The sequence below is a fragment of the Rhodopseudomonas palustris genome (genome assembly GCF_013415845.1).
GTDB lineage: Bacteria > Pseudomonadota > Alphaproteobacteria > Rhizobiales > Xanthobacteraceae > Rhodopseudomonas > Rhodopseudomonas palustris_F.
Genome location: NZ_CP058907.1, coordinates 4,543,476 through 4,561,219 on the forward strand (window position 1 = coordinate 4,543,476; position 17,744 = coordinate 4,561,219).

At 66.3% G+C, this 17,744-nt stretch carries 17 protein-coding genes; 12 read left to right on the top strand and 5 right to left on the bottom strand.

Features of this window, described 5'->3' with window-relative positions:
- Window positions 1–6 precede the first annotated feature (6 nt).
- Window positions 7–717, top strand: coding sequence for a Crp/Fnr family transcriptional regulator (locus HZF03_RS20700; protein ID WP_119019486.1), 711 nt, complete (start codon window positions 7–9; stop codon window positions 715–717).
- Here the strand turns inward: HZF03_RS20700 and HZF03_RS20705 are convergent.
- Window positions 690–914: a DUF1858 domain-containing protein gene (locus HZF03_RS20705; RefSeq protein ID WP_119019485.1), complete on the bottom strand. Its 225-nt coding sequence runs from the start codon at window positions 912–914 to the stop codon at window positions 690–692. The two genes, HZF03_RS20700 and HZF03_RS20705, sit on opposite strands and share 28 nt — an antisense overlap.
- Window positions 915–1,151: 237 nt before the next feature.
- Between HZF03_RS20705 and nirK the strand changes: the two genes are divergently transcribed.
- The 6 genes from nirK (at window position 1,152) to HZF03_RS20735 (ending at window position 7,942) form a co-directional block, all read left to right on the top strand.
- Entirely contained in the window at window positions 1,152–2,264 is a 1,113-nt protein-coding gene (gene nirK / locus HZF03_RS20710) for a copper-containing nitrite reductase (protein ID WP_119019484.1), read from the top strand.
- 180 nt (window positions 2,265–2,444) lie between these two features.
- Window positions 2,445–3,326, top strand: coding sequence for an SUMF1/EgtB/PvdO family nonheme iron enzyme (locus HZF03_RS20715; protein WP_119019928.1), 882 nt, complete (start codon window positions 2,445–2,447; stop codon window positions 3,324–3,326).
- A gap of 149 nt (window positions 3,327–3,475) precedes the next feature.
- Window positions 3,476–5,020, top strand: a complete 1,545-nt coding sequence (locus HZF03_RS20720) for a thymidine phosphorylase family protein (protein WP_042441276.1) — start codon at window positions 3,476–3,478, stop codon at window positions 5,018–5,020.
- Window positions 5,017–5,928: a ribose-phosphate pyrophosphokinase gene (locus HZF03_RS20725; RefSeq protein WP_119019929.1), complete on the top strand. Its 912-nt coding sequence runs from the start codon at window positions 5,017–5,019 to the stop codon at window positions 5,926–5,928. The genes HZF03_RS20720 and HZF03_RS20725 overlap by 4 nt, the downstream gene beginning before the upstream one ends.
- Window positions 5,925–7,553 carry an MBL fold metallo-hydrolase gene (locus tag HZF03_RS20730; protein WP_119019930.1) on the top strand — a complete coding sequence of 543 codons (1,629 nt, stop codon included), beginning with the start codon at window positions 5,925–5,927 and terminating at the stop codon, window positions 7,551–7,553. The genes HZF03_RS20725 and HZF03_RS20730 overlap by 4 nt, the downstream gene beginning before the upstream one ends.
- Before the next feature lie 179 nt (window positions 7,554–7,732).
- Entirely contained in the window at window positions 7,733–7,942 is a 210-nt protein-coding gene (locus tag HZF03_RS20735; protein ID WP_041810056.1) for a hypothetical protein, read from the top strand.
- Between the two features lie 23 nt (window positions 7,943–7,965).
- On the opposite strand, the gene HZF03_RS20740 is transcribed toward HZF03_RS20735, so the two are convergent.
- Window positions 7,966–8,403, bottom strand: coding sequence for a tautomerase family protein (locus tag HZF03_RS20740; protein ID WP_234819455.1), 438 nt, complete (start codon window positions 8,401–8,403; stop codon window positions 7,966–7,968).
- Between the two features lie 66 nt (window positions 8,404–8,469).
- Between HZF03_RS20740 and HZF03_RS20745 the strand changes: the two genes are divergently transcribed.
- From HZF03_RS20745 to HZF03_RS20760, 4 genes are all read left to right on the top strand, one after another.
- Window positions 8,470–9,339, top strand: coding sequence for a LysR family transcriptional regulator (locus HZF03_RS20745; protein ID WP_234832336.1), 870 nt, complete (start codon window positions 8,470–8,472; stop codon window positions 9,337–9,339).
- Between the two features lie 117 nt (window positions 9,340–9,456).
- On the top strand, window positions 9,457–10,467 hold the full coding sequence (locus HZF03_RS20750) for a Fe(3+) ABC transporter substrate-binding protein (RefSeq protein ID WP_119019932.1): 1,011 nt from the start codon (window positions 9,457–9,459) through the stop codon (window positions 10,465–10,467).
- A 143-nt stretch (window positions 10,468–10,610) separates the two neighbouring features.
- Window positions 10,611–12,257 carry an ABC transporter permease gene (locus HZF03_RS20755; RefSeq protein WP_119019933.1) on the top strand — a complete coding sequence of 549 codons (1,647 nt, stop codon included), beginning with the start codon at window positions 10,611–10,613 and terminating at the stop codon, window positions 12,255–12,257.
- 115 nt (window positions 12,258–12,372) lie between these two features.
- Window positions 12,373–13,011: a hypothetical protein gene (locus tag HZF03_RS20760; protein WP_119019934.1), complete on the top strand. Its 639-nt coding sequence runs from the start codon at window positions 12,373–12,375 to the stop codon at window positions 13,009–13,011.
- A gap of 164 nt (window positions 13,012–13,175) precedes the next feature.
- Here the strand turns inward: HZF03_RS20760 and HZF03_RS20765 are convergent, their stop codons facing one another.
- Entirely contained in the window at window positions 13,176–13,826 is a 651-nt protein-coding gene (locus HZF03_RS20765; protein WP_011159690.1) for a 3-oxoacid CoA-transferase subunit B, read from the bottom strand.
- 11 nt (window positions 13,827–13,837) lie between these two features.
- Window positions 13,838–14,554: a CoA transferase subunit A gene (locus HZF03_RS20770; protein ID WP_011159691.1), complete on the bottom strand. Its 717-nt coding sequence runs from the start codon at window positions 14,552–14,554 to the stop codon at window positions 13,838–13,840.
- Between the two features lie 207 nt (window positions 14,555–14,761).
- Here HZF03_RS20770 and HZF03_RS20775 point away from each other — a divergent pair, with 207 nt between their 5' ends.
- A complete protein-coding gene (locus HZF03_RS20775; protein WP_119019935.1) occupies window positions 14,762–16,708 on the top strand; it encodes an AsmA family protein in 1,947 nt (648 codons plus the stop codon).
- 159 nt (window positions 16,709–16,867) lie between these two features.
- Here HZF03_RS20775 and HZF03_RS20780 read toward each other — a convergent pair whose 3' ends face one another.
- A complete protein-coding gene (locus HZF03_RS20780; RefSeq protein ID WP_011159693.1) occupies window positions 16,868–17,668 on the bottom strand; it encodes an ABC transporter permease in 801 nt (266 codons plus the stop codon).
- Window positions 17,669–17,744 lie beyond the last annotated feature (76 nt).

The window sequence follows — 17,744 nt, forward strand, 5'->3', positions numbered from 1 at the left end:
GCCTCGATGGCGACGATCGACACTTCCATGGTTGCGAAACTGCCGCTGTTTGCCGGGCTGAGCCGGGCAGAGCTCGACGCCGTGCTGAAGGAAGCGCAGTCGATCCGGGTTCCCAAGAACGGCCATGTGTTCGAACAGGGAGAGGACGCCCATTCGTTCTTCGTGCTGTTGCACGGCCACGTTCGCGCCAGCAAAGTGACGCCGGCCGGCGAGCAGATCGTGGTGCGCTACGTCGCGCCCGGCGAGACGCTCGGCGTGGCGATGGCGATCGGTCTCAACCGCTATCCGGCGACCGCCACCGCGGTCGACGATTCGATCGTGCTGGCGTGGCCGACCGCGGCCTGGCCACGGCTGGTCGAGCAGTATCTGGCGCTTGCCACCAACACGCTGCGCACCGTCGGCGGTCGGCTGCAGGAGACGCATTCCCGGGTGGTCGAGATGTCGACCCAGCAGGTCGAGCAGCGCGTCGCCCATGCGCTGCTGCGGCTCGCCAAGCAGAGCGGCCGCAAGGTCGAGAACGGCGTGCAGATCGATTTCCCGATCAGCCGGCAGGACATCGCGCAGATGACCGGCACCACCCTGCACACCGTCAGCCGGCTGTTGTCGGGCTGGGAGCAGAAGGGCCTGATCGAAAGCGGCCGGCAGAAGATCGTACTGCGCGAGCCGCATCAGCTCGTGGTGCTGGCCGATCAGGCGCCCGACGACAAGACCTCCTGAGACTTCGCCACCGCTTTACGCAGCGCCGCGAGAAACGGCGCCTCGGCGATGCCATGCTCGTGGCAGGAATCCTCGATCGTGTGAAACGTCGCGATCGGGCAGCCAACGCAGGCGAGCTTGAAATCCAGGAACACCCGGATCGTCGCCGGCCATCGGCGCATCACGTCTTCGACTACGAGGGTGCGGTCAATCGACATTGTCGTCTCCGTTGACCCGCCACGCTGACGCCCGGGGCGACTGCGTTCTTTGTCGCGCAACAACGTTTCGGTGGGTTCCTACACCTCGTAGTTGTCACATCCAACGAATGGCGGATGCGGGTGCCCCCGTAGTTGAAAGGTATTCATCTCCGAGCTTGTGCTGGGACAAACAGCGGCGGCGCGGCAGGAGCATGGTTGCGCCAGCCGAGTTTCAATCCAGCCGCAAGGACCTCTACTATGATGACCCGCCGAGATACTCTGCTGAGCGCCGCCGTCACCGCACTGTTACTCAGCGCGCCGACCGTGGCAGCAGCAGCCGCTGAAGACGATGTCTCGAAGCTGCCGCGCCAGAAGATCGAACTGGTCGCACCTCCGTTCGTGCACGCGCATCAGCAGGCCACCAAGGACGGCCCCAAGGTCGTCGAATTCAAGATGGTGGTGCAGGAAAAGGAAGTGGTGATCGACGAAGACGGCACCAAATTCCAGGCGATGACCTTCAACGGCTCGATGCCCGGACCGCTGATGGTGGTGCACGAGGGCGACTACGTCGAACTGACGTTGGTCAATCCCGCCAGCAACACCATGCCGCACAACATCGACTTCCACGCCTCGACCGGCGCACTGGGCGGTGGCGCGCTGACGCTGATCAATCCCGGCGAACAGGTTGTGCTGCGCTTCAAGGCAGATCGCTCCGGCGTGTTCGTGTATCACTGCGCCCCGGGCGGCAACATGATCCCGTGGCACGTCGTCTCCGGCATGAACGGCGCCATCATGGTGCTGCCGCGTGACGGCCTAAAGGATCGGAGCGGCAAGCCCCTACGGTACGACCGGGTCTATTACATCGGCGAGCAGGACATGTACGTGCCGAAGGATCCGAACGGCAAATACAAGGCCTATGCGTCGCCGGCCGAATCCTACGTCGACACGGCCGAGGTGATGCGCAAGCTGATCCCGACCCATGTCGTATTCAACGGCAAGGTCGGAGCGCTAACCGGCAAGAACGCGATGCCCGCCAAGGTCGGCGAGACCGTGCTGATCGTGCATTCGCAGGCCAACCGCGACACCCGCCCGCACCTGATCGGCGGTCACGGCGACTACGTCTGGGAGACCGGCAAGTTCGCCAATCCGCCGGAGACCAATCTGGAGACCTGGTTCATTCGCGGCGGTTCGGCCGGTGCTGCGCTCTACACTTTCAAGCAGCCCGGCGTTTACGCCTACCTCAACCACAATCTGATCGAAGCGATCGAGCTCGGCGCCACCGCGCACTTCAAGGTCGACGGCAAGTGGAACGACGATCTGATGAAGCAGGTCAGCGCACCCGGCCCGATCCCGGGCGGTCCGACCAACTAAGACGCCACGTTTCCGAGGCTCACGTTTGTGAGCCCCCCCCCCCTCTTCTCCGTCATTGCAAGGAGCGAAGCGACGAAGCAGTCCAGTCCAGTGCTCGGAGCTGGATTGCTTCGCTTCGCTCGCGATGACGGGGTGAGATCATCCACGAATGAGCAACAACCCCAACCCCACCGAACTCCCATGCTGCTCGCCTTCAAAGCCAAGATCGCTCTCGCTGCCCTCGCCGGCTTCGCCACGCCGTTGGTGGTGACGCCGCTGGTGATCGGCCATGGCGACGCCGCGCTCGACGGCCAGCAGGCGATGGTCGAGATCGCGCCGGGTGCGATGGACTACCGGCTGCCCGGCGAATTCACCCGCGATGGCCGGCAGATCGAGGCCCCGCGAACCAAACTGCAGTTCGACCGCCCGCTGTCGATCATGCTGCATCAAGTCAGTGCGGCGGACTATCAACTCTGCGTCGATGATGGCGCCTGTCATCCGATGCTGGCCGATACCGCGGTTCGCGCCGACCGGCCCGCCGTGCAGGTCTCATGGCAGGACGCCACCACCTACGCCGACTGGCTGTCGCGCAAGACCGGCGCACACTACCGCCTGCCGACCGACGCCGAATGGGCATTTGCGGCGGGCAGCAAGTTCAAGGATGACGGGCTCGCCTTGGACAGCGACGATCCGTCGGTGCGCTGGATCGCGCGCTATGAGCGCGAATCCGATCGCGACAATCTGTCGGCCGCGCTACGTAGCTTCGGCGGCTTCGGCGCCAACGAGCGCGGGCTGCTCGATCTGTCCGGCAACGTCTGGGAATGGACCACCACCTGCTTCGACCGCAGCGCGATCGACGCGGCCGGCCGGCCACAGGCTCAGACCGCCAATTGCGGCGTGCGGGTCGCCGAGGGGCTGCACCGCGCCTACGTCTCCGATTTCATCCGCGACGCCAAAGCTGGCGGCTGCTCGGCCGGCCTGCCGCCGATCCACCTCGGTTTTCGCCTGGTGCGCGAGCCGGCGGCGCCGCTCGCCCGGTTGCGGGGGCAACTGGACCGCGTGGTGACGGCGGCGGGGATTTGAACCGCGACCCAAGGCCGCGCAGGACATTGACGCGCATCAAATGGACCCGCGGGCCGAGCTTCTAGCCTCGGCCATCGCGTGTCCCGGCCCCCTCCGCTTCGCCACGCGCTCCTGAAGGCCGCCCGGCCGATGCGCGGAGTTGCGCTATTTTGAATGCTCCCGATCTCACCCGCCCGCCGCTGACGATCCGGCGGATCAGCCTCGACACCGGCCGCGAAAACGTCGCGGTGATTTCCCGCCGCTCGCGCGCCCTGCGCCCCGAGGTGTTTCGCGGCTTCAGCCGCGTCGAACTGCGCATCAACTCCAAGGTGCTGCTGGCGACGCTGATGATCACCGACGACGACGCGATGATCGGCCCCGACGAAGTCGGCCTGTCCGAGCCGGCGTTCCGCCGCTTCAATGAGCCGGTCGGCAGTGCCGTGTCGGTGACGCCGGCGCGGTCGCCCGCAAGCCTCGACGCGGTACGCGCCAAAATCCAGGGCCACACCCTGTCGGCTGCGGAGATCACCGCGATCGTCGATGACCTCGCGCACTTCCGTTACTCCGACATGGAAATCGCCGCGTTCCTGATCAGCGCCGCGCGCTTCACCACGACCGACGAACTGCTGGCGCTGGTCGGCGCGATGGCCTCGGTCGGTACCAAACTGACATGGGACACGCCGATCGTCGTCGACAAGCACTGCATCGGCGGCATTCCGGGCAACCGCACCACCATGATCGTGGTGCCGATCGTCGCCGCGCACGGACTGATGATTCCGAAGACCTCGTCGCGCGCCATCACCTCGCCGGCCGGCACCGCCGACACCATGGAACTGCTGGCGCGGGTCGATCTCGACGTCGAGCAGATGAAACAGGTGGTGCACGCCTGCGGCGGCTGTTTGGTGTGGGGCGGCCACGTCAACCTGTCGCCTGCCGACGACATCCTGATCTCGGTCGAGCGACCGCTCAGCCTCGACACGCCGGAGCAGATGGTCGCCTCGATCATGTCGAAGAAGCTCGCCGCCGGCTCGACCCGGCTGCTGATCGACTTCCCGGTCGGCCCGTCCGCCAAAGTCACCAACGCCAACGAGGCGATGCGGCTGCGCAAGCTGTTCGAGTTCGTCGGCGATCATTTCGGGATCAGCGTCGAGGTAGTCACCACCGACGGCCGTCAGCCGATCGGCCGCGGCATCGGCCCGGTGCTGGAAGCCCGCGACGTGATGGCGGTTCTGGGCAACGAGCCGGGCGCGCCCGCTGACTTGCGCGAAAAATCGCTGCGGCTCGCTGCGCATCTGCTTGAATACGACCCTAAACTCCGCGGCGGCACCGGTTATGCCCGCGCCAAGGAGCTGCTCGACAGCGGGGCCGCGCTGAAGAAGATGCAGCAGATCATCGACGCGCAGGGGCCTTCGCCGTGTCCGGCCGAACTCGGCAGCTACGCCGCCGATGTGCTGGCTGCCGCCGATGGCGTGGTCAACGGCATCGACTGTCTGCGCATCAACCGGCTCGCCCGCAGCGCCGGCGCGCCGGTCGCCAAGGGCGCCGGCATCGATCTGTTCAAGAAGATCGGCGACCGCGTCGAAAAGGGCGAGCCACTGTATCGGGTGTATGCGTCCGACCGCTCCGAATTCGATCTGGCGCTGGCAGCCGCACAGGCGGAGTCCGGCTTCGCGATCAATCATCACACGCCCGCCGACGTGGATCTGGTGTCGTGAGTGTCGCCCTCCGCTATCTGGACTCGGCTGCGGACGATGCAATCCGGCTCGCGGCACGGCTCGGCGTGCCTTCGCACCTGATCACGCAGCACCGCTTTCCGGACGGCGAGATCGCCGTCAATGTCGGGCCCAGCGCAGAAACCACGATCCTGTATCTGCCGCTCGACCAGCCCAACGACAAGCTGGTGACCATCCTGTTCGCCGCCGAAGCGCTGCGCCGCGAAGGCTGCAACCGGTTGGTGCTGCTGGCGCCGTATCTCTGCTACATGCGCCAGGACGTGGCATTTCATCCTGGCGACGCGATCAGCCAGAAGGCGATGGGCCGGTTGCTCGCTGGGCTGGTCGACCGCGTCATCACGGTCGATCCGCATCTGCATCGCACGCCGCGGCTCGGCGATGTGTTCCCAGGTATCGCGGCGGATGAGCTGTCGGCGATGCCGGCGATCGCCGCGGCGCTGCGCGGTACGCTCGATCCAGACACCGTCGTGATCGGGCCCGACTCTGAATCCCAGCAATGGGTCGATGCGCTGGCCAAACTGATCGGCACGCGATCGGCGGTGGCGCAGAAGATCCGCCATGGCGATCGGTCGGTCGAAATCGCGTTTGGCGATGCGAGCGCAATCGCGGGACGGCCGGCACTGCTGGTCGACGATATCGTTTCCTCTGGCGGCACGCTGATCGCCTGCACCCGTGCGCTGCTCGGCGCCGGCGCAACGTCAGTCGATGCGGTGATCACTCACGCGCTTTTCCCGCCTGCGATGCTGCGCGACTTCGCCGCCGCCGGCATCCGCAGCATCCGCTCCACCCACACCGTGCAGCACCCGACCAACGCGATCACGCTCGACGATCTGTTCGTCGAGGCGCTGCGGGGCGAGATCGGCACGACCTTCAAGGAGACCCGCGCATGAGCGTCACCATCCGATTCTGCGGCGCTGCGCGCACCGTCACCGGCTCCTGCTATCTGTTCGAGACCAAGGGCAAGCGCTTCCTGGTCGATTGCGGCCTGTTCCAGGGCCACAAGACGCTGAAGGAACTGAACTACGGCGCATTTCCGTTCCGCCCCTCCGAGATCGACGCGGTGCTGCTGACGCACGCGCATATCGATCATTGCGGCCTGCTGCCGAAGCTGGTGCGCGAGGGCTTCAAGGGACGAATCCTGGCGACGCGGGGCACCATTGATCTGTGCTCCTACATGCTGCCCGACGCCGGCAGCATCCAGGAGTCCGAAGTAATGATGCTTAACCGTCGCAACGCCGCGCGCGGCAAGCCCGAGGTCAGTCCGATCTACACCCAGGCCGACGCGATCGCGACGCTGTCGTCGTTCTATCCGGTCGATTACCAGAGCTGGGTCAACGTGCTTCCCGGCGTGCGCGCAAGGTTCTGGAACGCCGGCCATCTGCTCGGATCGGCCTCGATCGAAATCGAGATCGACGGCGAAGGCCGCTCGTCGTCGGCGCTGCGCCTGCTCGCCTCCGGCGATATCGGCCCCGACGGCAAGCTGCTGCAGCCCGATCCGGAAGCGCCGGCGCATTTCGACTACGTGATCTGCGAGTCGACCTATGGCGACCGCGTGCGCGAGCCGACGTCGCCGAAGCTCCGCCACGAGCGGCTCGCCGCCGAAGTCAACGCCGCGGCGGCGGCGCGCGGCGCACTGGTGATTCCGGCATTCGCTGTCGAGCGCACCCAGGAACTGATCGTCGACCTGATCGACCTGATGGAAAAGGGCACGATCCCGAGCGCGCCGATCTTCCTGGATTCGCCGCTGGCGATCCGCGCCACCGAAGTGTTCCGCCGCCACGCCGCCGATCTCGATGAAGATGTCGATGTCGAGCGGCTGCTGGCCTCGCCGCATCTGCGCTTCACCGAGACGGTGGAAGAGAGCAAAGCGATCGCCAAGCTGAATGGCTTTCACATCATCATCGCCGCCAGCGGCATGTGCGATGCCGGCCGCATCCGCCATCATCTCAAGCGCTGGCTGTGCCGCTCCACCGGCACCGTGCTGCTGGTCGGGTATCAGGCCAACGGCACGCTCGGCCGCTTCCTCGAAGAAGGCGCCAAGGCGGTGCGGATCATGGGGGAGGAAGTCCGCGTCAAAGCCAAGATCCGCCGCATCGACGATTACTCCGGCCATGCCGACGCCGGCGAACTGACACGCTGGATCACCGAACGCCGGCCAATCGATCGCGGGCTGTTTCTCGCGCATGGTGAGGAAACGGCGATCGCCGCATTGGCCGAGCGGCTCGGCGGCGGCGTGCTGCCGGCAGCGAAGATCTTTCAGCCGTTGCTCGACGACGTGTACGAGCTCGCCGCACCGGTTCCGACCGCGCTCGACGGCAAGCATCGCCGGCGGCTCGAGCCCGAATCGGTGGTCAAGCTCGACTGGCACAACGAGATGTCGAAGCTGCTGCTCGATATCAACGCCAGCGTCGAAGCGGCGGCCGACGAGCGCGCGCGCAGCGTGATCATTCGCCGCCTGCGCCGCGCGCTTGATGAGAACGGCAATGGCAACGGCGCGCATGCGGCGCGGCGCTAGCCCCGCTATGAATCGAACCTCATGGTCTGAATACCATTAGAGCAAGGTTTGATTCACTCTCGGCATTAGAACACCGCCGCGCCGGCGGATCGCGCGATTCGCTTGCAGCTATTCGAATTGCATTCCCCCGAGGGCTGTGTGCTAGACTATCTCGCATGTGCACAATCCGGGGGACGCTCGTGAGTGCGAACTATCATGTCGCCGAAGGCGACCAGAACGCGCTTGGTCAGTATCTGGTCGCCCGGGCGACCAGCTGCAGTGCCGATCGACGTCCGCACCTGAAGATCGCCTGCATCCATTGTGGCGCCGAATACGTCGCCGCCGAAGTCAATTTTCATGCGTGTAAATGCCCGTCCTGCCAGAACGGTGCCGGCAACCTGCTGCTCTGAAGCCGTTGCCGCGCCGGCCGCTGTCAGCCCGGCGCGCGATACGCATACGCCTCCTGCGTGACCCCGCCATAGCCATAGGCTGCCGCCCGGCAGTCGATGATGTGGATGTTCGAGTGCGGATGCAGGTCGCCGATCAGCTCTGACAGCAGTGCGAACGCCTCGCGGTGATACGCCGCCTTCTCCACCTTGGTATTGGTCTCGTCGGTGATGGTAACCTCGAGCTTGAACGCATTCTTGCGCCAGGCGCTGAGCGCACGGCCGGCGATGAACCACTGATCGGCCGGATGATGGCGGATGAACACCGCCGTCCGATCGAGCTCCTTGCGCAGCACGCGGCAGGTGAGTTCGGCGACCGCGGCGGCGAGCCGTCCGGTCAACGCCGGGTCGAGGGGGATTGAAACCGTCAGTGTGATGCCGGGCATGTCCGCTGCTTTCCGGTGGTGGATGTCGATGCCGATCATGCCGTGGCTCTTCCCTCCTGAAAAACGGGAAGATACGATACGATCCATCTGGTTTTCGGGTGGATGATGAGCCGGCTGTTCGACCTCGATCTGCTCAACGCGCTGGTGGCGGTGGCCGAGACCGGCAGCCTGTCGGCGGCGGCGCCGCGCCTGTGCCGGTCGCAATCGGCGGTCAGCGAGCAGATCCGCAAGCTCGAGGAGATGTGCGGGCAACCGCTGTTTCGGCGCGGCAAGAGCGGCGCCAGCCTGACACAGGCCGGCGAGCGCCTGATCGGACACGCCCGTCAGCTGCTGGCGCTGAGCGACGCAGCCTATCGGGACATGCACGCCGCGCAGCTCGCCGGCGAACTGCGGCTGGCGATTACCGATTACTTTCGGCCGGGCGCGCTGCCGGGCATCCTGCGCCGCGTGCGCGACCAGTTTCCGCGGCTGCGGCTGCACGTCTCGATCCGCAAGAGCGCGCTGATCGAAGAAACCGCCGATTCCGGCGAGTTCGACATCGGGCTGTCGATGGCGATTCTCGACCGTCCGTCGCGGCGGAACGCGGCGAAGCGCATCAAGCTTCGGCGCGAGCCGCTGCTGTGGGTCGCCGACCGCTCGTTCGTGATGCCGGACGACGGTGTCCTGCCGCTCGTCGTGCTGCCCGACACCTGCTCGCTGCAGCGCTTCATCGCGCGCACACTGGCGGCGCACCAGGTGCCGCACACAGTGATGCACTCGGCCTCGGGCGTCGGCGGACTGCACTTGGCGCTGGCCGCCGGGCTCGGGCTGACCTGCCTCAACGCTTCGGCCGTGCCCGCGGACGCCGTGGTGCTGGCCTCGGGCAACCGGCTGCCGCCGCTGCCCGAAGTCGAATTCAGCCTGGTGCCGCCGCGCCGCGACGAACCGGCGCTGGTCGGCAAGGTGCGCGACATGCTGGCCGAGCAGCTGCGCTGACGGGCGCCGCCCGCTCCCGTGGCTGGAATAGTTCTAATCGCGACATTGCGCCGCTGCACTGCCCTGATGGCCTGAGCTACTGACAAGCGTTCTCGATTTTCGCCAGGAGCCCGCCGTATGAGCCGTTTCCGTGCCGCTGCCCTCGCACTTGCCGCCGTTTTCGTGCCGTTCGCCGCCGGGGCCGCCGAGCAGGTCAACGTCTACACCTACCGCGAGACCAAGCTGGTGCAGCCGCTGTTCGATGCCTTCACCAAGGACACCGGGATCGCCGTGAACGTCATTTCGGCGAGTTCGGGTCTGGAACAGCGGATCAAGGCCGAGGGCGCTGACAGCCCGGCCGACGTGCTGCTGACGGTCGACATCGGCCGGATCGACGACGCGGTCGCGGCCGGCATCAGCCAGCCGATCAACTCGGCCGTGATCGACGAAATCGTGCCGGCACAGTTCCGCGATCCCAACGGCCAGTGGGCCGGCATCTCGATGCGGGCGCGGGTGATCTACGCCTCGAAAGATCGCGTCAAGCAGGAAGCGATCACCTATGAGGAACTGGCCGACCCGAAGTGGAAGGGCAAGATCTGCATCCGTTCCGGCCAGCACATCTACAACAACGCGCTATTCGCCGCTTACATCGCCAAGCACGGCGAGGCCAAGGCCGAGGAATGGCTGCGCGGCCTGAAGGCCAATCTGGCGCAGAAGCCGTCGGGCGGCGACCGCGAGACCGCGCGCGACGTCGCGGCGGGCAAATGCGACCTCGGCATCGGCAACACCTACTACTGGGCGCTGATGCTGAACGATCCCGACAAGAAGGCCTGGGCGGACGCGACCCGCGTGGTGCTCCCGACCTTCGAAGGCGGCGGCACCCACGTCAACCTGTCGGGCGTGGTGCTCGCCAAGCACGCGCCCAACAAGGCCAATGCGGTGAAGCTGATCGAATGGCTCGTCGGTGAGAAGGCGCAGCAGATCTACGCCGACGCCAACTACGAATATCCGATCCGCGCCGGCGTGCCGCTCAATCCGATCATCGCCGGCTACGGCAAGCTGAAGCCGGATCCGCTGCCGATCGCCAAGATCGCCGCCAACCGCAAGGCCGCCTCGACGCTGGTCGACAAGGTCGGATTCGACAACTGAACGTCATCTCACCTCCACCCCCGGCACACTTCCCTCATCCCGAGGAGCCCGGCAAAGCCCTGAGGGCGAAGCCGGGCGTCGCGACGGATGAAACCACAGATCACGTCCTCATGGGTCGAGACGGCGCAACGCGCCGCCTCGCCATGAGGACGGCGCCTGGTGCATCCGACACCGAGCTCGTCGTCCTCTTCCTCGCCCTCCTCACCGCCCTCCTCGTCGCCGCGCCGGTGATCAGCCTGATGCTGATTGCGCTGCAGCCGGCACCGGAGGTGTGGTCGCATCTGATCGCCTATGTGCTGCCGCGCGCGGTGAGTGACACCGCGCTGCTGATCGCCGGCGTCGGCACGCTGACGCTGCTGATCGGGACCAGCACTGCCTGGCTGGTGTCGTCGCACGATTTTCCCGGCCGTACGGCCCTGATCTGGCTGCTACCTCTGCCGCTGTCGGTCCCGACCTATCTGTCGGCCTATGTCTATGTCGACCTGTTCGAGCCGCTCGGACTGGTGCATCGCACGCTCAGCCTGATGATGCCGGCCGCGCAGGCGGTGCACTGGTTGCCGCCGATGCGCTCGCTGCCCGGCGCGATGCTGCTGCTCGCCGCAGTGTTGTATCCTTACGTGTATCTGTCGGCCCGCGCGGTGTTTCAGGCGCAGGGGACCGATGCGATCGAGGCCGCGCGCACGCTCGGCGCCGGCCGCTTCACCATCCTGCACCGGGTGGTGCTGCCGATGGCGCGGCCGGCGCTCGCGGTCGGCGTCGCGCTCGCCGCGCTGGAGACGCTGAACGACATCGGCGCCTCGGAATATCTCGGCGTCCGCACCCTCACCGTCTCGGTATTCAACACCTGGCTGAATCGCGGCAGCCTCGCAGGCGCCGCGCAGCTGTCGCTGGTGCTGCTCGGCTTTGCCGCGCTCTTGATCGTGATCGAGCGCTTCGGCCGCCGCAGCGCCAGCGTCGAACTGTCGGCGGAAAGCCCGCGGCTCCGGTCGCGAACGCGGCTGCATGGCCTCAAGGGCGGCCTCGCAACCGCAGCTTGCCTGCTGCCGCCGCTGTTCGGCTTCGTGCTGCCGGCCGCCTACCTGCTCGGCGAAAGCCTGCGCCGCAGCCTGTCGATCGGGATCGACCCGGCGTTGTGGCGGGACGCCCTGCACACCGTGACGCTCGCGGCGCTGGCGACCCTGATCGCGCTCGGGCTCGGGCTGATCGTGGTGCTGGCCGCGCGCTGGCGCGAGGCCCGCACGACGCGCGCCGCCATGGCGGTCGCCCAGCTCGGCTACACGCTGCCCGGCCTGGTGCTGGCGCTCGGGCTGCTGACACCGGTCTTGGTGATCGACGGCACGATCGCCAACATCTTCCGCTCCTTCGGCTACTCGTCGCCCGGCCTGATCCTGATGAGCACCGGTGGTGCGGTGGTGGCCGCCTATGTGATCCGCTTCCTGGCCGTGCCGACCGGGCTGTTGAAGGCCGGGTTCGATCGCATCCCCCGCGATTACGACGACTCGGCCCGGGCCGCCGGTGCCGGTCGCTTGACCACGCTATGGAAGATCGACCTGCCGCTGCTGCGCCCGGCGCTGGTCGGCGCCGCGATCCTGGTATTCGTCGACTGTCTCAAGGAGCTGCCCGCGACACTGCTGCTACGGCCGCTCAACGTCGAGACGCTGTCGACCTCGATCTACCAATATGCCAGCCGCGGCAGCTTCGAGGATGGCGCGCTGGCGGCCCTGATCATCGTCGCCGCCAGCATTCCGCCGGTGATCTGGCTGACCCGGTTCTCCGACCTGCCGGAATGAGCCGGTCGCCACGCTGCCGCCCTCATCTCGTGGCTGATTAGGTTCGGAACTTGGCGCTGCGGCGATCCGCAGCACCGGCTGGCCTCGACCCGTCCACGACCGTATAATTCGCCCGATGAAGCAGATCCGGATCTCTCCTGTCGCCGCCTGGTGCGGCCTCGTCCTCGCCGCGATGCTGTTCGCCGGAGCATCCGCACAGGCGCAGGTGGCACCGATCCGCTATTGGGTACCCGGCGGGCCGTTCGGCTTCGGCGGCGGCGCGACCGAGAGCTGGCAGGCGCTGAGCTGGAGCGACGTCCCTGGCTTCACCGCAGAGACCGACGAGAATGGCGAGCTGCGCAGCGGCTTCGTCGCCCGCAGCTACAGCGCTCCGGTCACACCGCTGGCCGGCGGCTTGGGTTGGAACAGCCCGGGCGGGGCCGGCGCATTCGGCAATTTCGGCTCGCTCGCGACCGAAGGCTCGCAGTACGGCTACCGCTTCAAAGGCGTCGGCGACATGCCGGTGACGCTGTTCGGCGGCGTCGACAGCCTGAAGTACAGACCCGACGTTTTCACCTCGCTGACCTCGCCGGGCTTCGCCAGCAGCAACACGGCAGCCACCACCGTCAATGCCGGCATCGAGATCAAGCCGACCTCGAATGTCAGCCTGTCGTTCTCGGCCGGCTACACCCAGTACAACGGCACCACCGACAGCGACATCCGTTCCAATCTGCTGCCGGGCGAGTCGCCGATGTTCTCGGGCGGCCGGCGGTAGAAGCCCTCCACACGCGAGTCCATCCTCGTGTCCGCTTCCTTCGAGGTGCGCAAGAGCGCACCTCAGGATAACGGCGTCGTGCAGGTTTGGCAGGTGGTCGCGCTGATTGGTACGACGTGGGCACGGCGCTGCACGCCTTTGCCCACCTTGCGTTGCTACATCAACTAAGCGTTCTTCAGCGCGACGCGGAATTCGGCTTCGGTCTTGGCCTTGACCTCGTCGAGGGTGACGCCATCGGCGAGTTCGATCAGCGCCATGCCGTCATTGCCGTGCTTGTCGATGGTGAACACCGCAAGATCGGTCACCACCATGTCGACGACGCGTTCGCCGGTGAGCGGCAGATTGCACGTCTTCAACAGCTTCGGGCCGTCCTTGGCGGAATGCTCCATCACCACGACGACGCGCTTCACGCCGGCGACGAGATCCATCGCGCCGCCCATGCCCTTCACCATCTTGCCCGGAATCATCCAGTTGGCGAGGTCGCCGTTCTGGGCAACCTGCATGGCGCCGAGAATGGACAGATCGATGTGGCCGCCGCGAACCATCGCGAAGGAATCGGCCGACGAGAAGTAACTGGTCGACGGCAGCTCGGTGACGGTCTGCTTGCCGGCGTTGATCAGGTCGGGGTCTTCTTCACCCTCGTAGGGGAACGGACCCATGCCGAGCATGCCGTTCTCGCTCTGCAGCACCACGTCGACGCCGTCCGGGATGTAGTTGGAGACCAGCGTCGGAATGCCGATGCCGAGGTTGACGTAGAAGCCGTCGCGCAATTCTTTGGCGGCGCGCGCGGCCATCTGTTCGCGGGTCCAAGCCATCAGGGTTCTCCTCAGCTCGCCGCCGATTCGGCACGCTTGCGGGTGGTACGCTGCTCGATGTGTTTCTTCGCGTTCGGCACGTGGACGATGCGCTGCACGAAGATGCCCGGGGTGTGGATATGATCCGGGTCGATCTCGCCCGCCGGCACCAGATGCTCGACCTCGGCGATGGTGATCTTCGCCGCGGTGGCCATCATCGGATTGAAGTTGCGCGCGGTCTTTCGGTACACGAGGTTGCCGGCGGTATCGCCCTTCCAGGCGTGGACGATCGCGATATCGCCGAACAGGCCGCGCTCCATCACGTATTTCTCGCCGTCGAACTCGCGGATTTCCTTGCCTTCCGCCACCAGCGTGCCGACGCCGGTCTTGGTGAAGAACGCCGGAATGCCGGCGCCGCCGGCGCGGATCCGCTCGGCCAGGGTGCCCTGCGGGGCGAATTCCAATTCCAGCTCGCCGGCCAGAAACTGCTGCGCGAACAGCTTGTTCTCGCCCACATAGGACGAGATCATCTTCTTGATCTGCCGGGTTTCAAGCAGCCGGCTGAGGCCGATGCCGTCGACGCCTGCATTGTTGGAAACGAAGGTGAGATCCTTGACGCCCGCGTCGCGGATCGCGTCGGACAGGGTCTCGGGAATGCCGCAAAGGCCGAAGCCACCGGACATGATCATCATGCCGTCACGCAAGATGCCGTCGAGTGCCGCCTTGGCGTCGGGGTAGACCTTGTTCATGGTGCAGGGACCTTTGAGCGGGCTTTGCTGCGATTAGGTCTATTAGGCAAAAACCCCGCAACCCGTCAATTGCACCAGGACCCGTAGCACCCGGAAAGCCTTGAAAGCGCCAAGAAAACCGAGCAAGTTGCGACCCAAGGTCAGGCCCTGTCGGGAGCCGCCTCTCACACACCTCATTCACGCTCACGTTCCGGAAACTGGTTGGCGATGGCCCAAGGAATTAAGCGCCTCGGGATCTCGGTCGCGGTGCTGATCGCCGCCGCCGTGACGGGGGCGTTCGCGCTGTCGCTGACGATCGACCGCGGTGCCCTGCGCCAGGCTGTGGAGCAGCAGCTTCGCGCCGCCACCGGCCTGCAGCTGGTGGTCGACGGCGATATCGACGTCACCATCTTCCCGCGCAGCACTGTGACGTTCAGCAACGTACGCTTGAAGAGCGACGAGGATGGCGGCACCGACGCGGCGCTGAGCGTCAAGACGCTGATCACCAATTTGCGGCTGCTGCCGCTGCTGCTGCGCCGGTTCGAGATCGCCGACGTGATGCTCAACCAGCCGTCGATCCACGTCGTGCGCGATGCCGGCGGCCGCAGCAACTGGACGCCGTTCATCGACAGCCTGACCCGGACGATGAAGCCAGGCCTCGACGATCAGGTGTCGTTCTCCGAGATCCGGCTGCAGGACGGCGAGCTCAGCTATCGCGATGAAACCGCCGGCGTTCAGGAACACATCGACGATATCGACCTGTCGCTGGCGTGGCCGTCGATCTCGCGCACCTTTGCAGCAACCGGTCAGTTCGACTTCCGCGGCGAACGTCTCGACGGCTCGATCACCGTAGCCGACTTCATCGCGGCGCTGCGCGGCGACACGTCGGGCATCAAGCTGCGCCTCGCCGGCGCGCCGATGAAGATCGCGTTCGACGGCACGATCGCCAACAAAACCAGCCTGTCGCTGATCGGCACGGTGAGTGCCGACAGCGCGTCGCTGCGCAACGCGCTGCGCTGGGCCGGCCAGGAGCCTCCCGGCACGGGCGGCTTCGGCCGCTTCGCGCTGAAGGCCCGCGCCAACCTGATCGGTGCGTCGATCGCGCTCACCAACGTCAATGTCGAGCTCGACAAGAACGTCGCCGAAGGCGTGATGACCTACACGCTCGCCGGCGGCCATCAGGGCCTGCAGGCGACGCTCGCCGCCGGCAGCATCGACGTCACGCCGTATCTGTCGACGATCCGCCTGCTCGCCAGCGGCGCGCGCGACTGGAACCGGCAGCTGTTCGATCTGTCATCCGCCGATCCGGTCGATCTCGATATGCGGCTGTCGGCCGCGAAAGTGACGATCGGCAGCACCACGCTCGGCCGCACCGCGATCAGCGCCAATTTGCGCGGCGGCGCGCTGGCACTCAGCGTCGGCGAAGCCCAGGTGTACGGCGGCATCGCGCAGGGAACGTTCGGCGTCTCGCGCTCCGACAAGGCCGCCAGCATCAAGGCGCAATTCCAATTCAACGACGTCGAACTGCAGACCTGCGCGGCCGACCTGCTCGGCGTGCGCAACCTGTCCGGGCGCGGCAACCTCAGCGTGTCGCTGGAAGCCGAGGGCGCGAGCCCGTTCGGGCTGGCGCAGTCACTCGACGGCTCGGCGCTGCTCACCGGCCATGACGGCGCGATCAGCGGATTCAACGTCGAACAGCTTCTGAAGCGGCTGGAGCGCCGGCCGCTCTCCGGCGGCGGCAATTTCCGCAGCGGCAGCACGCCTTTCGATAAGCTCACCGTTTCGGTGCGGTTCGCCGACGGCATCGCCACTGCAGACGAAGTGCGGATCGACGGCCCGACCGCGCGGATTTCGCTGAGCGGCACCGCTTCGGTGCCGGCGCGCGAATACGACCTGAAGGGCGTCGCCAGCCTCGCCGGCGGCTCCGCCGCCAAGCCCGGCTTCGACCTGCCGTTCATCGTGCAGGGGCCGTGGGACGATCCGCTGATCTTCCCCGATCCGGAAAGCCTGATCCGCCGCTCGCCGGCCTCCGCGCCGCTGCTCGACGCCGTCAAGGATCGCAAGACCCGCGACACCGTCCGCTCGGTGCTCGAACGCATCACCGGCAAGAAGCAGGACGCCGAACCGCCGGCGGATGCGCCTGCAACCGCCCAGCCCGAGCCGAAGGCGAACTGATCAAGTTCAGCGCGATCTGCGTGGCTGCCGGTTGCGCACTGCTGGGCGCGGCCCTCTCCGTCACTGCGAGCGAAGCGAAGCAATCCAGCCCACTCAATTATCGAGCGGCTGGATCGCTTCGTCGCTTAGCTCCTCGCGAGGGCGAGGAGTGATGATGCGTCACATCGGCGCGGCGTTGTCGGCCTGGGTCTTCGACAGCTTCGAGGCAAGCGACGCGACCACGATCAGCACCGTTACGGCGGCAATGATCAACGTGCAGATCGCGTTGATCTCCGGCTTCACCCCGAGCCGCACTTCCGAATAGATCCGGATCGGCAGCGTGGTCGAGCCGGGACCGGTCGTGAAGCTGGCGATCACCAAGTCGTCGAGCGACAGCGCGAACGCCAGCATCCAACCCGCCGCGATCGCCGGCCAGATCAGCGGCACGGTGGCACGCAGGAACGCTTCCACCGGCGCGCAGCCGAGATCCATCGCCGCCTCTTCGATGCTGCGGTCGAGCGCATGCAGCCGCGACTGCACCACCACCGCGACGAAGCACATCGTCAGCGTGGTGTGGGCGATCACCACCGTCCAGAACCCGCGTTCGGCGCTGATCGCGACGAACAGCAGCAGCAGCGAGAGGCCAGTGATCACTTCCGGCATCACCAGCGGCGCATACAGCATCCCGGAGAACAGCGTGCGGCCTTTGAAATGGCCGGCGCGCGACAGCGCCACCGCCGCCAGCGTGCCGAGCACAGCCGCCGCGGTGGCCGACGTCAGCGCCACGCGCAGGCTCATCCAGGCGGCATCCAGCATCGGCTGATCCTGGAAGAACTCGCGATACCAGCGCAGCGACCAGCCGCCCCACACCGTGACCAGGCGGGAGTCGTTGAACGAATAGACCACCAGGATCACGATCGGCAGATACAGAAACGCCAGCCCCAGCGTCAGCGACACGAGGTTGAAACGGGAGAGCTTCATGGCATGCGCCCTTCCGCGCTAGGCAAGGCAGCCACATACGAATTCTCGCAGGCCGATGAGGCGGCGCTCTCTTCAC

Excerpts from the sequence above, each read along its gene's own strand:
- HZF03_RS20705 (WP_119019485.1), bottom strand. The coding sequence starts at position 914 with ATGTCGATTGACCGCACCCTCGTAGTCGAAGACGTGATGCGCCGATGG.
- HZF03_RS20730 (WP_119019930.1), top strand. The coding sequence starts at position 5,925 with ATGAGCGTCACCATCCGATTCTGCGGCGCTGCGCGCACCGTCACCGGC.
- HZF03_RS20775 (WP_119019935.1), top strand. The coding sequence starts at position 14,762 with ATGGCCCAAGGAATTAAGCGCCTCGGGATCTCGGTCGCGGTGCTGATC.
- HZF03_RS20740 (WP_234819455.1), bottom strand. The coding sequence starts at position 8,403 with ATGATCGGCATCGACATCCACCACCGGAAAGCAGCGGACATGCCCGGC.
- HZF03_RS20750 (WP_119019932.1), top strand. The coding sequence starts at position 9,457 with ATGAGCCGTTTCCGTGCCGCTGCCCTCGCACTTGCCGCCGTTTTCGTG.
- HZF03_RS20780 (WP_011159693.1), bottom strand. The coding sequence starts at position 17,668 with ATGAAGCTCTCCCGTTTCAACCTCGTGTCGCTGACGCTGGGGCTGGCG.
- HZF03_RS20715 (WP_119019928.1), top strand. The coding sequence starts at position 2,445 with ATGCTGCTCGCCTTCAAAGCCAAGATCGCTCTCGCTGCCCTCGCCGGC.
- HZF03_RS20745 (WP_234832336.1), top strand. The coding sequence starts at position 8,470 with ATGAGCCGGCTGTTCGACCTCGATCTGCTCAACGCGCTGGTGGCGGTG.
- HZF03_RS20770 (WP_011159691.1), bottom strand. The coding sequence starts at position 14,554 with ATGAACAAGGTCTACCCCGACGCCAAGGCGGCACTCGACGGCATCTTG.
- HZF03_RS20760 (WP_119019934.1), top strand. The coding sequence starts at position 12,373 with ATGAAGCAGATCCGGATCTCTCCTGTCGCCGCCTGGTGCGGCCTCGTC.
- nirK (WP_119019484.1), top strand. The coding sequence starts at position 1,152 with ATGATGACCCGCCGAGATACTCTGCTGAGCGCCGCCGTCACCGCACTG.
- HZF03_RS20700 (WP_119019486.1), top strand. The coding sequence starts at position 7 with ATGGCGACGATCGACACTTCCATGGTTGCGAAACTGCCGCTGTTTGCC.
- HZF03_RS20755 (WP_119019933.1), top strand. The coding sequence starts at position 10,611 with ATGAGGACGGCGCCTGGTGCATCCGACACCGAGCTCGTCGTCCTCTTC.
- HZF03_RS20765 (WP_011159690.1), bottom strand. The coding sequence starts at position 13,826 with ATGGCTTGGACCCGCGAACAGATGGCCGCGCGCGCCGCCAAAGAATTG.